Below are 16,109 nucleotides of genomic sequence, written 5' to 3'. Positions count from 1 at the left end.
CGACGGCCGCAGGCGGTTCGCTTCGCCCGTTAGACTAGCTTGAGGAGGCCGCCGCGTGTCTTGTGATCCGGTCCTTCATTTCCGATCGGGTCACGGAACGGCACTGCACTATGCAGATGCCCGCCGCGAAGACCAAAGTGCCCAACACCCATGACAACCAGATCCGATGGTCTACCGAGAGTTCGACGACAGCTATCATCAGGTAGCAGCTGGCTATGAAATGGCAGGGGCCGCTCAAACCGCCGATCATTCTTATGATCGCCGCCAGGAGCACCCCATACACGATGATGCCCAGCGCTCCCAGTTCGTACCACAAATCGAATACGATATTATGTGCGCTTGGGAGATCCGCCTGCGCATAATATGTGGGACTCACGACAACTCCGGCCGCGTTTCTCATCGTATTGGCGCCATGGCCGAGGATCGGCTGCTCCGCGATGTGGGGCGAAATCATCTGCCATAGATCAAGCCGCGCTGCGAAGGTTCCTGGATAAAAAACCAGCCAACTCGTTGTTTTGAGGTAGGCGAACAGCGGCGCGACGACGAAGGGGGCGATCAGGGCAAGAGACAAATAGACGGCGAAAAATCCAACCAAAACGTGTTGGCGGTATTTCGCGGGCATGACAAACATCACCGCCACGAAGACAATCGCCAGATTGACGCCGGTCGATTGGCCGTGGAGCAATGTCAGCACGGCGAAGAGAGCCGCAAGCCCTTTCCAGACCAGCCTCGGCTGGGCGAGAAATATGACGGCAAAAAAAACCCCGTAAACCGTGATCTTGTGGAGGGTGAAAACGTTCTCCACAAAGCGTGGATCTTCGGTCAAAAACGCAAAATACAGTTCCCAGCCCATCACCGATACGACGCCGATCAACATGCCGGCCAATGACACCCGCGCGAGCCGCTCGCGTTGAGCGCTCGCAAGCGCGAGGATGCCCTGAAACAGCATGACAGCGGCGATCGAGTAGCCAAACACGTCCCTCGCCGCCATGAGAGAGCGGCTCACATCGACCGACCACAGGGCGCTCGAAAGGACAAAGCCTGACAAGAGAGCGAGAGCAACTGCGAGGCCTGTCGTGCCTCTGCCAAAACGCGCACGCTTCGTCAAAAGGGCGAGAGCGCCCATGAGTGCCCCCACAAGCGCCAAGACCGTTGGAGACATTTCAACGAAGGCGAAAAGGGCGGGAGAGAGGGCGTAGAGGCCCAGCAACATCCTGAAGACTATTTCATCACGATTGCTGGTCCATGCGGGAAAGCCGCCCAAAATGACGGCATGGCATTTCTGAAACAACGACATTCACTTACCGACTCAGGGGACGTCGATAAAGGATAAGCCATCGACGAGGATTTTTCACCTCAACAATCGATGCGTCCTCGGGTTGCAGCCTTGCCGCTGGCGATGAAATGGGGGTTGGCGAAATCCGCGTCATCGGCCTGGTTGCGCTTGCCATAGGTCAAGGGCTTGCCGTCCAGCGTCCGCGTCGTGCCGCCGGCGGCACGTAGCACCGCGTCACCCGCCGCGGTGTCCCATTCCATGGTGCGACCAAAGCGCGGATAAACATCCGCCTCGGCATTGGCGAGGAGGCAGAATTTCAGTGACGAACCTACCGAGACGATCTCGGCGGCACCAAGGTCGCGAATATAGGCTTCGGTTTCCGGCGTGTTGTGCGAGCGGCTGGCAACCACGGCCAGCGGCGTCGCGGCCGTTCTCACCGAAATCGGCCGGCGGGAAACGATCCGGTAGTCGTCATCGACTTCGAGTGCTTCCGCCCTGCCCGGCCGGCCGGAAAAAAACCGGCCGCTGCAGGGCGCGAAGACCACGCCGACTTCCGGCACGCCATGGCGGACAAGCGCGATGTTGACGGTAAAGTCGGTGCGCCGGTTGACGAATTCCTTGGTGCCATCAAGCGGATCAACGAGGAAGAAGGTCTCGCCAAGTTGGCCCGGCATGACGCCGGCCGCCGCTTCCTCCTCGGCCACGCACGGAATATCCGGGAATGCGGCGCGCAGGCCTGCAAGAATGATCTTCTCGCTCTCGCGGTCCGCCTCGGTCACCGGCGAGGCGTCCGACTTGCGGTCGACCGCGCAGCCAGCGTGGAATACGCGCATCACCTCGCGCCCGGCCGCCAGCGCTAGCCGCTCGAAGATTTCAAGCATCGACGTGTCGTCAGATGCCGCCGCCATTGTCATATTGGTCTTCGGCAATGTCACGCTCGTTCAGCCAGTGTTCCAAGGCATCTACCATCTCTTCAGCCGATCTGCCGAGCGTCTTCAGATGGATCTCCGGTTTCTCCGGTGCTTCGTACGGCGAATCGACACCGGTGAAATTCTTGATCTCGCCATTCAGCGCGCGGGCATAGAGGCCCTTCGGATCGCGCCTTGCGCATTCCTCGAAAGGCGTATCGACAAACACCTCGATGAACTCGCCATCGGCCATCAATTCCCTGGCCATCCGCCGCTCGGCGCTGAACGGGGAAATGAAGGAGACAATGACGATCAGCCCGGCGTCGGCCATCAGCTTGGCCACTTCGGCGACGCGGCGAATGTTCTCGACGCGATCGGCATCGGTGAATCCGAGATCCCGGTTGAGACCGTGGCGGACATTGTCGCCATCGAGAATGTAGGTATGACGCCCGGTGGCGAAAAGCTTCTTCTCGAACAGGTTGGCGATGGTCGACTTGCCGGAGCCCGAAAGCCCCGTGAACCAGAACACGGCGGGCCGCTGGTTCTTCATGTCGGCACGCACGCGCTTGCCGACGTCGAGCGATTGCCAATGGATGTTTTCGGCGCGGCGCAGCGAGTGTACGATCATGCCTGCGCCAACCGTGGCGTTACTGATGCGATCGATCAGAATAAAGGCGCCAGTGGTCCGGTTCTCGCCAAACGGATCGAAGGCGATCGGCGCCCGGGTCGAAATGTTACAGATACCGACCTCGTTCATTTCAAGCGACTTGGCCGCCTCATGGGCAAAGTCGTTGACATTGATGCGGTACTTCAGGTCGGTGACGGTGGCGCTGGTCTGATCGGTCTCGGTGCGCAGGATATAGGAACGGCCCGGCAGCAGCGCATGCTCGTCGAACCAGACGATGTTGGCGGCGAACTGGTCGGCGACCTGCGGCCGTGCGGACGGGGAAACCAGCATGTTGCCCCTGGAAACCTCGACCTCGTCGTCGAGAACGAGCGTTATGGCCTGGCCGGCCACCGCCTGTTCGAGATCGCCGCCATGGGCGACGATGCGTTTGACATGCGAGGACTTGCCCGATTTGGCGACCACGACCTCGTCGCCTTGCGCAATAATACCGGACGCAATGGTGCCGGCAAAACCGCGAAAATCGAGATTGGGGCGATTAACGTACTGAACCGGAAAGCGGAATGGCAGCTCGGCCGTGGCTTCCTCGACGGCGACGGTTTCGAGATGCTCGATCAATGTCGGGCCGGAATACCAATGCGTGTTTTCGGAGCGGCCGCTGACATTGTCGCCGTAGCGGGCTGACATCGGAATCGGCGCGATGGTCTGGAAGCCGAGGTCGCGTGAGAACTGCCGGTAGTCCTCGACGATCCTGTTGAAGACCGCCTGGTCAAAACCGACGAGATCGATCTTGTTGACCGCCAGCACGATGTGGCGGATGCCGAGCAGCGAGGCGATGATCGAATGGCGCCGCGTCTGGCGCAACACCCCCTGCCGGGCATCGATCAGCACGATCGCCAGGTCGGCCGTCGAAGCACCTGTCGCCATGTTGCGGGTATATTGCTCGTGGCCGGGCGTGTCGGCGACGATGAACTTGCGCTTGGGCGTGGCAAAGAAGCGGTAGGCGACGTCGATGGTGATGCCTTGCTCGCGCTCCGCCTCGAGGCCGTCGACCAACAGCGCGAAGTCGACGTCGTCGCCCGTCGTGCCGTGCTTGCGCGAATCGCGTTCGAGCGCGGCGAGCTGGTCCTCGAAAATCTGCTTGGTGTCGGAGAGCAGGCGTCCGATCAACGTCGACTTGCCATCATCCACCGAACCGCAGGTCAGGAAGCGCAGCAGCGACTTCTTCTCCTGCGCGGCCAGATAATCGCGAACGCCGTCGGTTGGAGCCAGGCTCTTTGCCATGATGTGGCGCATGGTCAGAAATACCCCTCGCGCTTCTTCTTTTCCATCGAACCGGCTTCATCGCGGTCGATCAACCGACCCTGCCGTTCGGAGGTGCGTGCCGTCAGCATCTCGCCAACGATGGCTTCGAGTGTGTCGGCGTCGGATTCGATGGCGCCGGTCAGCGGATAGCAGCCGAGCGTACGGAATCGCACCAACCTGTCCTGCACGACCTCGCCGGGCAGTAGCTTCATGCGATCATCGTCCTTGAGAATCAGCATGCCATCGCGTTCGACAACCGGGCGCCGCTTGGCGAAATAGAGCGGCACGATCGGGATGTTTTCCTGCAGAATGTACTGCCAGATGTCGAGCTCGGTCCAGTTCGACAGCGGGAAGACTCGTATCGATTCACCCTGCGCGATACGTGTGTTGAAGATCTTCCACATTTCAGGCCGCTGGTTCTTCGGATCCCACACATGCTGGGCATTGCGGAAAGAGAAGATGCGCTCCTTGGCGCGCGACTTTTCCTCGTCGCGACGGGCGCCACCAAAGGCAGCGTCGAAGCCGTATTTGTCGAGCGCCTGGCGCAGCGCCACGGTCTTCATCACATGGGTGTGGGTGTTCGAGCCGTGATCGAACGGATTGATGTTGTCGCGTACCCCGTCTTCGTTGACATGAACCAGAAGGTCGAAACCCAGCTTCTGCGCCATCTGATCGCGAAATGCGATCATCTCGCGAAATTTCCAGGTGGTGTCGACGTGAAGAAACGGGAATGGCGGCTTGGCCGGATAGAACGCCTTCATCGCCAGATGCATCAGCACCGACGAATCCTTGCCGACGGAATAGAGCATGACCGGCTTGGTGAAGGCTGCCGCGACCTCGCGGAATATGTGGATGGACTCGGCTTCAAGCCGCTGCAGATGCGTAAGAGCTGGTATCATGGTCCGTGGGCGTTCTCTCATGCCTTGCAACAGAAGATCCTGCGTCAAATCATCGAGCCTTTTGCGCCCGGTTCAAAGCTTCGCTTCTGGACAAGTGTTTCGTGCGGGCGTTCTAGCAGATCGTCGCGGCCCAGAACAATGCAAGACGAGCCGGTCAGCCATTCGTTCGGGAATGAATTTTCCACGCTTGCGCCAACACCCGGAAATTTCTGCTCGGAAAGCCTCCAGCCGGGAAAGGGCTGGAAAAATATTGCCCGAGAGAGCGCCTGGGATGCTGCAGGGTCAACCGCTGCCGACCGCGCGTTTAAGGGGCAATCGATCAGGGCGCACTATCGAAACAGCGGCCCAGCCGCTATACGCTTTGTGAGAGCGGGCAAGTGCATGATGAAGCATGGGCGGTTTCGAGGCGAGCGCATTCGGTTTGACCAAATGTGCCGCATAAAGTTTCTCGAGAATAGCGGGTCCGAAAATTGAACCGGCTTTCATTCATAAGGCAGCAAATCACGCCTTCGCGGATCAATGTCTATTTCTCCATTCTCTGCTTCTTTTGTCCACCGATCCTCGGATCGGCGGTCAGCTTCGTGTTCAATGGCGGCGGACTATGCTCCGTCCTGTTGATCGCCTTGAAGAGAAGGCACTTCAATGTCGACCGCGCGATGATGGCGCTGACGATCGCGATCTACGCCTATTGCGCGAGCAATGTCCTGGCGTCCATCGTCAACCACGCGATCGTCAAGGACGCACGGCACCTTGTCCCGCTGATCACCTTTCTGTTTTTTCCCATCTCTTATTCGACCTGGAGCACTACGCAAAAAAAAACGCTCGTCCGCATCATTGTGTTGGCCAGCATGGCGGCTTGTTTCGGAGCGCTGCTGCTGGCGGTCTATCAGCAATATCGACTTGGTATGCGCGCCGAGGGCGGGGCGGGGAATGCGATCGTTTTTGCTGAGGTCCTCTGCCTTGCCGTGGTGATCTGCGTGGCCGCTGCCCTATCCGGTATAGAGAAATACAGGATCGCCCTCGCCTGCGCCGCACTCGGCGGAACGATCGCCGTCATCTACTCCGGTACGCGCATCGTCTGGCTGGCATTGCTGATTGCCGGCGTCGCCGTTCTGTTGATCAACCAGCAGAAGCTAAGAGGGAGAGATGCCGTTCGCGTGCTTTTGCTGCTGGCCGCGATTGCGGTCGCGATTGCGTTTTTCGGGTTCCAGACGATAGCGGGGCGTGTCTCTTTTCTGCACTCCGACTGGGATGCGCTGGCGGCCCATGGTGACCACACGACTGCTTTGGGACTACGTGTCGCGCTTTGGGATATCGGCCTGAAGGCGTTTCATGAGATGCCATTGTTTGGACATGGGGTGGGTGCCACCAGGCTCTTGATCAAGCAGGGCTTTCAGGATCAGTTCGGGATGGATGCAGGTTTCAGTCACTTCCACAACGGCTTCCTGACCGCCTTGGTGCAAGCGGGAATCCTGGGTGCGGTGACACTGGCGGCGATCTTTGTGGCTGCCGCCAGAAATGCAGCCCTGGTCCTTCGCGACAGCAACGATCCGATCGAACGGTTCGGCGCCACCATGATCGTCGCGGTCGTGATCACCTATTTGACTGCCGGCATGACAGGCATCCTGATCGGCCATGACATTCTGGACTCGGTCTTTATGGTCTTCCTGGTGTCGGGAACATATCTTGCTTGTGGGCGCCAGGCCGCGTTGGTGGAAAGGCAGGCCCTTCCGCCAGTGGTGGGAGCCCAGGCGATGTCACTACCGAAAAGCCAAGCCGCTCCATTAGTGACGGAAGCCACTCCATCAGACCTGGCACCTCCGCCGGCCGCCCGATAGCCGGTCCGGGCAAGACAATGAAAGTCCTGGTTACGGGCGCGACGGGTTTCATTGGCCGCCAGGTGGTCCATCTGCTTCGTGAGGCCGGTGTCGAACTTCGCCTTGCCTCCCGCCAGCCGGAGAGACTTGATACGGGGCCCGACACGATGCGGATGCCGGGGTACGATGCACCTGCCGAGGCTTTCCTGGCGCTGACCAGGGATGTTACGGATGTCGTCCATTGCGCGGGTCTGAACAATGATCAGGGCAATGCCGCCGAAGCCGATTTTCGGGCAGCCAATGCGCAATTGAGCGCACGTCTGGCGCATGCCGCCGCCACGCAGGCAAGCGGACGGTTCATCCATCTTTCCTCGATCCGGGCCGTGATCGGCGCGCGTGCCAGCGCAACGATCGACGAAAACACGATCCCCGACCCACAAGACGCCTACGGGCGCTCGAAACGCGAAGCAGAAATTGCCGTGTTGGGCGCCTATGCCTCGCATGGCCGTGCCGACGCGGCCATATTGCGGCTGCCGCCAGTCTACGGGATCGGCATGAAAGGAAACCTGGCGACGCTGATGCGGCTCGCCAATACGGCTCTGCCGATGCCGACAGGCGCATTGACGGCGAACCGTTCGCTGCTGTCATCGCAATCCGCCGCACGGGCGGTGTGGCATCTGCTTTGCCATTCCCAGCCACTTCGTCCGATCTATCTCGCCAGCGACGAGCCGCCGGTGTCCGTCGCTGCCGTCATCGGTGCCTTTCGCCGTGGCTTGGGGAGGCCAACGCGCCTGATGACCGTGCCGGCTGGCCCAATGCGGACGGTCGCCACACTGCTTGGCAAGCGGATGTTCTGGGACAGCCTAACGGCGACGCAAATATGCGACCCTTCGCTGCTTGCCTCGGAAGGCTGGGCGCCGGAAACCAGCACGCTGGAGCGGCTGACCGAGATAGCGCGGCTCCGAGACCCCCGACGCCCTGTTTGATCCCTGCCAAAGACAGTTTCCGCTTCTGGAGCGGGGCTGCTCAGCCGCGATAAAGTGTTCCAAACAGGATCCGAAGGTCGAGCCAGAACGACGCGGTCCTGAGATAGGTGGCATCGGTTTCGGCCAGAAGTTGCGGGTTCGACATGTCGATGCCCCGGATCTGGGCCAAGCCTGTCATCCCGGGCAAAGCCTGCAAAACGCCCAGCTGCCTGCGGCATTCGATCAGTTCCGTCTGGCTCGGCAGGCAAGGACGCGGCCCGACCAGGCTCATTTCGCCACGCAGGACATTCCACAGCTGCGGCAACTCGTCGAGCTTGAATTTCCGCAAGCCCCTTCCAACCGATGTCACGGCGCTCACCGGGGTCTCATGCGAGGGCAAGGATGGCGTTCCCTGGTACATCGTCCGCAACTTGTGGCAGCGAAAAAGCACACCTTCGCGGCCAATCCGCGTTTGTGAAAAAATCACCGGACCGGGCGAGGATACCCGGACGGCAACAATGGCCAGCAATAGAATGGGAGAGGTTGCCACCAGCAGCACAGCCGCACCGGCGAGATCGAAGATCTTCTTGGCTGTCTTCATGTGGCCGATAGGACTCCCTGCCAGGCTCTACGCGATAACCGCGAGCGAGGCCCGTCAATCCGGCCGGCGTAGCATGAGGTCGCCTTCCCAACCAAGCGCGCCGCGCGGTTCGCCATTTTCAGATACGACCCAGGACAAAGGCGAGATAGAGCCCAAGGGTGCCGGCAAAAGTCTGTCGATAGACGCCGCTTTTGCGCAGGGCGCCCAGGCGTTGGAAAAGGGAACCTCGCCGACCGTTCGCGAACAGGTCGAGGCACGCCACCGCATCCTTCGTAAGGAGATCGCGATTGACGGCAAGGCCGGCAAGATTGAGATCGGTCCAGTCCGCGAACTGACCCTTGAAGAGGCGGCCCAGCCGCGAGATCCGCGCCTGCCACGATGCATTGGCGCCGACCAGATCAAGCACTCAAGGTCATTTTCTGCAGGGCCTAAGTCGCCTGCCCAGCCGTTTTCGGGATCACCTCTTGAGGCGTGGCCCCCCTCGCCTTCTTGGCGCGGTCAAGACCGGCAAGCGCGGCAAGCGAAGCCGCCTTGTCCTGGCTCTTCATCTCCTGCTGAAGCGCCGCAAGTGCTGTCTGGACATCCGACCACTGCGCGACATCGGTGCTCAGGCCGAAGATCTTGGCAATGCTGAGTTCCACCAGTTCCTCGTCCTCGCCGTGCAGGGTCTCGTGGAGCTTTTCGCCCGGGCGGATGCCTGTGAAGCGGATTGGAATGTCCGTATAGGGGCTTTTTCCCGCCATGCGGATCATCGTCTCGGCCACTTCGACGATCGGCACGGGCTTGCCCATGTCGAGCATGTAGACGGCGTAATCCTGGCCAGCCGGCCGCGAGGCGGCATCGGCCGCCGACATGATGACGAGATCGACGGCTTCGGCGACAGTCATGAAATAGCGCGTCATGCGCCGGTCGGTTATGGTGACCGGCCCGCCGGCCTCGATCTGCGCCTGGAATATGGTCGCCACCGAGCCATTGCTGCCGAAGACGTTGCCGAAGCGCACGGCGATGAACTTGGTGGAGGCGCGACGCCCGCCCGGTTCGCCGACCGGCGTGCCGTGCAAGGCGCTGACGATCTGTTCGGCGGCCCGCTTGGTCATGCCGAGCACGGAGGTCGGATCGACGGCCTTGTCGCTCGAGACCATTACGAATTGCGCCACCCCGCATTTGGCGGCGACCTCGGCGCAGACAAGCGTGCCGAAGACGTTGGTCTGGATGGCCGATTCCCAATTCTCCTCCAGCAGCGGAACATGCTTCAACGCCGCTGCATGGAAGATGATGTCAGGTTTGAATTCCGTGACGACGCGCGTCATCTGGCGCCGGTCCGCGACATCGACAATGCGGACCTTGAGGCGGTCATGATGCTTCTCGTCGATATACTGGCTCAACTGGAAGATGCCGAATTCGGAATTGTCGGCGACCAGCACGGCCTCGGCTCCAAGCTCCAGCGACCGCTTGACCAGCGTTCGCCCGATGGAGCCGGCGCCTCCCGTGACAAGGACGCGCTTGCCACCAACGAAGGCGCCGATGCGCTCGATGTCGGACGGCACAGTCGGGCGGCGCAGGATGGTTTCCATCTCGACGGCATCGAGAACGAGCTTTCCTTCCTGGCCCAGCTGCGAAAGGCCAGCGAACTGCACGACCGCAATGTCGCCGTGACGCGCGACGCGGACCAGCTCCGAATATTCCTCGATCTCATGCTCGGCGCCGCTGCCGAAGATCAGGAGATCGAGGCTCTTGGTGCCGGTCGCATAGTCTTCCAGGACATCGATCAGACGCGGCCGGGTCGCCACCACCGGAACTCCTTGAATGCGCGTGCCCAGCGGTGCGCCATGCTCGGTAGCCATGATGCCGGCGATGGTATGGTCGGCGGGTTGCGCCGTGCGCGTGAAACGAATGATCAGGTCGGCCTCGCCGAGCCGGCCGACGAACAGGGCCTGCTTGGTGCGCGCCGTGTCGGCCTTTCCGCTGAGAACACCCCAGCTCGCCCCGTCACGCAGGAAGCGGTAGAACAGCCGGGGCGCCGAGATGATGGTGAAGGAGACGAGCAGGAAGACGATGAACTGGCGCTCGTTGAGCCCCGCGACAGGCTGAAAGGAACGTACGACCAGCGAAACGGCGTAGAGCACGAACGTCAGGATCGCGCAGCTCTTCAGAATGTTGAAGAAATCAGGCGTCGAGGCGAAGCGCCAGACCGTGGTGTAGAGGCCGCAATATCTGAACAGCAGATGGCTGATGACCACGATGCCGGCCCAGGTGACAAGGCCCTCCGTGGAGAGCGCCCCAAAGGAAAGATCCGACCGCGACAGGACAAGGCTAAGCGCCACGGCGACCAGGACCATGAGCACGTCCTGAACCATGATGAAGGCGCGCCGCGTCTGTGGCCTGAGCCCGAACACAGCTTCTATATGGGATACCATCGGGTAGCACTGAACTCCGGACGTGAGAACTTCAACACCAATGCGGCGCCAAGTCTTATCGCATAGCGTGAACGTGAAGCCATCTCCAGGCATTTTTTCACGGCGTCTTAAGAACGACCGCGTTGATGAATATCATATAACAGCGATTGGAAAAGTAGCTTCCGCTGATAAACACTCTCGCGCGACGCGGGTAGATTACGAGACCGGCCGAAAAATTGGAATTTCGGCGGATTTGAGCCGCCTTTCTGCTCAATGCTCACGGAGTCTCGCCCAAGGAATTACCGATGCACTATTTGGAAGAGCCCGAGGAACACTGGACGGCTGGCCAAACGATTTCCGGTTGACAGATGGGCGCACTGCAATATTACGAGCTTCCCTTTCACCAGCCGAAGTGAAGTGATGAAGTTTGGATCAAGTGGCCTTCGAGGGTTGGCTTCAGAACTGGTCGGTAAGCCCAGTGGGCTTTATACTGAGGCTTTCGGCTCGCGCCTGGTTGCCGGTGGAGTCCAGCCGAAGGCCAAGGTGTTCATAGGTCGCGACTTGCGCGATAGCAGTCCTACCATTGCAGCCAACTGCATGGCTGCTTTGGTGGCTGGTGGATTTCAACCGATCGATTGCGGTGCCATTCCAACACCAGCTTTGGCGTTGTATGCTCGGCAGCATGGCGCAGCGGCGCTTATGGTGACCGGTTCGCATATACCCGCTGACCGCAACGGCATCAAATTCTATAACCCGCAGGGCGAGATCAGCAAGGCCGACGAAGCCGCTATGGCACGCTATGCCGCCGAAAGGTCAGAGGCTTATAACGCCCCGCCGGCAATAGGAACGGCCTTGCCAGGACATCATGACCAGGCGATTACCGCCTATCGCGCGCGCGCTAACGACATCCTGGGGCCTGAATCCCTTTCCGGCATGAGGCTTGGCATCTATCAGCACAGTTCGGTCGCGGCGGACCTTCTCGTGCATATTCTCCAATCTTTTGGCGCCCATGTGATACCTGTCGGGAAATCCGATACCTTCGTACCTGTCGACACCGAAGCCGTTGACCCGACCACAATTGCAAAGTTCAAGGGTTGGGCTCGAGAATTCAAGCTCGACGCTATCGTGTCGACCGACGCCGATGCCGATCGACCACTTATCGCCGACGAGAATGGCGATCTTTTTCGCGGAGACCTGATCGGGCTGGCCACGGCTTTGTTCTTGCATGCAGACATTGTCGTGACGCCGGTGACCTCCAATTCGGGCATTTCCGAAACCTTCGGCTTCGAGGTCGTGCGCACAAAGGTCGGATCCCCTTTTGTCATCGAGGCCATGGAAGCGTCATCCCATGCCGGTCGCATCGTTGTTGGCTTCGAGGCCAACGGCGGCGTTCTCCTGGGGTCGGATTGTTTCCTGCATGGAAAGACATTGACGGCATTGCCGACACGGGATTCGTTGCTCCCTATCCTCGCAGTCCTCGGTCTGGTTGCATCGACAGGACATGCGCTGTCGTGCCAGCGCGAGCTGTGGAGCCTTCCTGCGTGTGCTAGCGAACGGCTTGAGAACTTCCCCGTGGAACGTTCGCGTGGCTTGATGCGTCGATTCGCGGACCCGGATGCGCTGCAGCAATTTCTTGCGCCTTTTGGGACTGTTGCCGAAATTGACGAGACCGACGGCTTGAGGACACTAATGCTGAACGGCGAGATCATCCATCTGCGGCCATCAGGCAACGCGCCGGAGCTTCGGTGCTACTCGGAAGCTGCGAACCACGAAAGGGCGAAAGCGATCGTGGAGCTGACGCTTGAGAGGGCGCGGGCAATCTCATCCACTAACGAAACAGAGGTCGTTTAATGAAAGTGGTTCCCGTCATCATCAGCGGTGGAGCCGGATCGCGACTATGGCCCGCCTCGAGGCAATCGCACCCCAAACCTTTCCTCAAAGTGGCTGACGGACATTCTCTTATTCAGCACACGGTGTTGCGCGCAGCTTCGATAGAGCATGTCGTGGAACTCGTCGTGGTAACGTCCGGAGAACACCTGTTCCTGACGAAAGACGATTTCGACGAACTGGATTCCGTGATGTTGCCGCGCACATTTCTGCTCGAACCGGAAGGCCGAGATACGGCCNCGCCGCAGTGGCGGCGGCCGCTATCCATGCCAAGGCAACGCAGGGTCCAGAGGCAATTCTATGTGTCTTCCCGGCGGATCACATGATTGGCAACCTGCCTGCTTTTCTAGCCGTGATGGGCCGGGCCATCGAACACGCGCAACTGGGGCGGATCGCCACACTGGGCATCAGCCCAACCAGACCGGACACTGCATTCGGTTATATCGAAGCGGATGGTGAGAAAGTCGTCCGTTTCGTTGAAAAACCTGATCTCGAGACGGCCAAGGCCTATGTCTCATCCAAGCGCTTCTTCTGGAACGGCGGCATCTTCTGCTTCAGCGCACAAACCATGCTCGACGAAATGGCTTTGCATTGTCCCGCGGTGATCCAGGCTGTCTCGGACAGCTATGAGAATGGCCACTTCAGTCAAGGCGAAGGCTTTGCCAAGATCGAACTCGCGCCCGAGCACTTTGGCTCCGCCCCGCGAGTCTCGCTTGACCACGCGGTCATGGAGAAGACGAACAATCTTGCCGTGGTTCCCTGCGACATGGATTGGAACGACATCGGATCCTGGAACGCAATGGCCGATCTGATCGCTCCCGATGCAAGCGGGAACAGGATACGCGGCGATGTTCACATGATCGACACAACCGGGAGCTATGTGAGCTCCGATAGGCGCGTCATCGGCACGGTCGGCGTCAGCGACTTGGTCATCGTGGATTCCCCAGACGCATTGCTTGTCGCATCCCGCGACCGTGTTCAGGACGTCAAGAAGCTGTTTGACGACCTCAAGGCTTCTGGACATGAAGCGCACCTGCTTCACAGCACGGTGCACCGCCCGTGGGGTACCTATACAGTTCTGGAGGAAGGCGAGCGCTTCAAGATCAAACGCATCGAAGTGAAGCCCGGTCGGCGGCTGAGCCTGCAAATGCACTATCATCGTTCCGAGCACTGGGTGGTGGTCAGCGGCTCTGCGAAAATTGTCAACGGCGACCAAGAGTTGTTTCTGGCGACCAACGAGTCGACCTACATCCCTTGCGGTCATAAACACAGACTGGAAAATCCAGGAAGAATTGACTTGGTGATCATCGAAGTGCAAAGCGGCGATTATCTCGGCGAGGATGACATCGTGCGCTTCGACGACATATACGGCCGCAGCTGACAACCCATTGACTCGCGGTGCTTGGCGAGCCCACTAGATAGAACCGAGAACATTGATGACAAAGAAAGCCTTGATCACCGGCATTACCGGGCAGGACGGCGCCTATCTGGCAGAACTCCTGCTTGCCAAAGGATATGAGGTTCACGGCCTTGCGCGGCGTTCAAGCACGGCCGATGTGAACACCACGCGCCTGAAGTGGCTCGGCATCAAAAAAGACGTCCAGGTCGTGGACGGAAACCTGACGGATCTGTCTGGCTTGGCTAGAACGATGCGCGATGTGAGGCCGGATGAAGTATATAATCTTGCCGCTCAATCCTTCGTCAAATCGTCGTGGCAGCAGCCGATCCTGACAGGTAACGTCACCGGCATAGGCGTGACCAATGTGCTCGAGGCAATCCGCCTCGAATCGCCCGAAGCTCGTTTCTATCAGGCCTCGTCCTCGGAAATGTACGGCCTCATCCAAGAGCCTATTCAATCCGAGACAACACCTTTCCACCCCCGCTCTCCCTATGCGGTGGCGAAACTCTATGGGCATTGGATCACGATCAATTATCGTGAAAGTTTCGGCCTGCATGCATCGAGCGGCATCTTGTTTAACCATGAATCCCCGCTTCGCGGCATCGAGTTCGTTACCCGCAAAGTCACTGATGCGGTCGCGCGCATCAAGAAAGGCATGGCAAAGGAATTGCGGCTTGGGAACATCGACGCCAAGCGTGATTGGGGTCATTCCAAGGACTATGTCCGCGCGATGTGGCTGATGGTGCAGCAGGACCAGCCGGATGATTACGTGATCGCGACAGGCAGGACGACGACAGTGCGCGACATGTGCCGGATTGCATTCGAGCACGTCGGGCTTAATGTTGACGACCACCTTGTCATCGATCCCGACCTGTTCAGGCCGGCGGAAGTCGAAATCCTGCTCGGCAATCCAGCCAAGGCAAAGGCGAAGCTGGGCTGGGAAGCGACGATCTCGCTGGAAGAGATGATCCGCGAAATGGTGGATGCGGATCTCGAGCGTCACGCGGACCTAGTCAGACGTTAAGCTGGGCGGGAACCCTTTTTGCCTCATGGTCGGTAATTTGAAGCATCGTATCCTGATTACCGGGGCAAGCGGATTTGTCGGCTCTGCACTGTTGCACCTCCTGGAACACAGTTCCTGCGAGGTATTCGCGTTTGGTCATGGCGAAGGCCAGCGAAACGTGATCGACCTGCTGGACCGGGATGCGGTCGACGCTGCGGTGCGGGAGGTCCAGCCCACCTCGCTCATTCATTTGGCCGCGGTTGCAGCACCTTCCGATGCCCGCAACGCCCCACGGCATGCCTGGAACGTCAACTTCACGGGAACGATGAACCTTGGCGAATCGGTGATGCGCCACGCGCCGAAGGCCCGGTTCGTTTACATTGGCAGTTCGGAAGCCTATGGGGTTTCGTTTGCGAGCGTGGCCGGCCCGCTCACGGAAGCTGCGCCGCTTCAACCGATGACGGTCTACGGCGCCACCAAGGCGGCTGCGGACCTGATGATCGGGCAAATGGCCTATGACGGCCTGCGCGCGGTGCGCTTTCGCCCGTTCAACCATACAGGCCCTGGCCAGTCGGACGCCTTTGTGGTTTCCGCCTTCGCGCGGCAGATTGCCGAGATCGTATCGGGAAAAAGCGAGCCGGTCATCCGCGTCGGAAATCTCGAAGCCGAGCGCGACTTCCTCGATGTTCGCGACGTGGTGCGCGCTTATGCGAGTGCGGCATTTCTGGATCTGGATGCCGGGCCCGACCAGGTCTATAACATCGCATCAGGACGACCGCGGAGGATCCAGCATGTACTGGATATGCTCATAGCGCAGTCGGGCATCGACATCGAGGTGCGTACCGACCCGGCCAAATTCCGCCCCAATGACATTCCTGTCATGTGCGGTGATGCGGCAAAAGCACACAATAGGCTGAATTGGACGCCTTTGGTGCCGTTCGAACAGACAATTGCCGACGTTTTCGGATATTGGCACCGGCTATGTAACGCCCGCTGACATCACCACCGCAGCGCACAAAAAGGTTGAG

The 16,109-nt window shown here is 59.7% G+C and carries 12 protein-coding genes and 1 pseudogene; 6 read left to right on the top strand and 7 right to left on the bottom strand.

The features are described from left to right. Positions 1-34 precede the first annotated feature (34 nt). From X742_RS159305 to cysD, 4 genes are read right to left on the bottom strand one after another with little or no spacing between them, the layout of a single operon-like run. Positions 35-1,297: an O-antigen ligase family protein gene (locus X742_RS159305; protein ID WP_023771505.1), complete on the bottom strand. Its 1,263-nt coding sequence runs from the start codon at positions 1,295-1,297 to the stop codon at positions 35-37. 59 nt (positions 1,298-1,356) lie between these two features. After that, positions 1,357-2,157: a 3'(2'),5'-bisphosphate nucleotidase CysQ gene (gene cysQ, locus X742_RS159310; RefSeq protein ID WP_032924783.1), complete on the bottom strand. Its 801-nt coding sequence runs from the start codon at positions 2,155-2,157 to the stop codon at positions 1,357-1,359. Positions 2,158-2,167: 10 nt separating this feature from the next. Next, the gene (cysN, locus tag X742_RS159315) at positions 2,168-4,105 is read right to left on the bottom strand and encodes a sulfate adenylyltransferase subunit CysN (RefSeq protein ID WP_023771503.1); all 1,938 of its coding nucleotides are present in this window, start codon (positions 4,103-4,105) and stop codon (positions 2,168-2,170) included. 2 nt (positions 4,106-4,107) lie between these two features. Next, positions 4,108-5,013, bottom strand: a complete 906-nt coding sequence (gene cysD, locus X742_RS159320) for a sulfate adenylyltransferase subunit CysD (RefSeq protein ID WP_023771502.1) — start codon at positions 5,011-5,013, stop codon at positions 4,108-4,110. 470 nt (positions 5,014-5,483) lie between these two features. On the opposite strand from cysD, the gene X742_RS159325 reads away from it, so the two are divergent. Together X742_RS159325 and X742_RS159330 are read left to right on the top strand one after the other, a co-directional pair. Next, the gene (locus tag X742_RS159325) at positions 5,484-6,851 is read left to right on the top strand and encodes an O-antigen ligase (RefSeq protein WP_023771500.1); all 1,368 of its coding nucleotides are present in this window, start codon (positions 5,484-5,486) and stop codon (positions 6,849-6,851) included. A gap of 17 nt (positions 6,852-6,868) precedes the next feature. Continuing rightward, on the top strand, positions 6,869-7,816 hold the full coding sequence (locus X742_RS159330) for an NAD-dependent epimerase/dehydratase family protein (protein ID WP_023771499.1): 948 nt from the start codon (positions 6,869-6,871) through the stop codon (positions 7,814-7,816). A 40-nt stretch (positions 7,817-7,856) separates the two neighbouring features. Here the strand turns inward: X742_RS159330 and X742_RS159335 are convergent, their stop codons facing one another. From X742_RS159335 to X742_RS159345, 3 genes are all read right to left on the bottom strand, one after another. Then, positions 7,857-8,396 (bottom strand): sugar transferase, encoded by a 540-nt coding sequence (locus X742_RS159335; RefSeq protein ID WP_023771498.1) that lies wholly within the window; start codon positions 8,394-8,396, stop codon positions 7,857-7,859. Positions 8,397-8,514: 118 nt separating this feature from the next. Next, positions 8,515-8,802 (bottom strand): hypothetical protein, encoded by a 288-nt coding sequence (locus X742_RS159340; protein WP_023771497.1) that lies wholly within the window; start codon positions 8,800-8,802, stop codon positions 8,515-8,517. Between the two features lie 22 nt (positions 8,803-8,824). Next, entirely contained in the window at positions 8,825-10,813 is a 1,989-nt protein-coding gene (locus X742_RS159345; RefSeq protein WP_023771496.1) for a nucleoside-diphosphate sugar epimerase/dehydratase, read from the bottom strand. A gap of 399 nt (positions 10,814-11,212) precedes the next feature. Between X742_RS159345 and X742_RS159350 the strand changes: the two genes are divergently transcribed. The 4 genes and pseudogenes from X742_RS159350 (at position 11,213) to X742_RS159360 (ending at position 16,078) form a co-directional block, all read left to right on the top strand. Next, positions 11,213-12,643 (top strand): phosphomannomutase, encoded by a 1,431-nt coding sequence (locus X742_RS159350; RefSeq protein ID WP_023771495.1) that lies wholly within the window; start codon positions 11,213-11,215, stop codon positions 12,641-12,643. Then, positions 12,643-14,060 (top strand): annotated as a pseudogene (locus tag X742_RS01000000169915) (mannose-1-phosphate guanylyltransferase/mannose-6-phosphate isomerase). Before X742_RS159350 ends, X742_RS01000000169915 begins: the two are co-directional and overlap by 1 nt. 55 nt (positions 14,061-14,115) lie before the next feature. Beyond that, entirely contained in the window at positions 14,116-15,102 is a 987-nt protein-coding gene (gmd, locus tag X742_RS159355; RefSeq protein WP_023771494.1) for a GDP-mannose 4,6-dehydratase, read from the top strand. A 25-nt stretch (positions 15,103-15,127) separates the two neighbouring features. Beyond that, positions 15,128-16,078: a GDP-mannose 4,6-dehydratase gene (locus X742_RS159360; RefSeq protein WP_023771493.1), complete on the top strand. Its 951-nt coding sequence runs from the start codon at positions 15,128-15,130 to the stop codon at positions 16,076-16,078. Positions 16,079-16,109 lie beyond the last annotated feature (31 nt).

It is taken from the genome of Mesorhizobium sp. LNHC229A00, assembly GCF_000502415.1.
Lineage (GTDB): Bacteria > Pseudomonadota > Alphaproteobacteria > Rhizobiales > Rhizobiaceae > Mesorhizobium.
The sequence above is the reverse complement of the archived record's forward strand: the minus strand, read 5'-3'. Positions and strand labels throughout refer to the sequence as shown.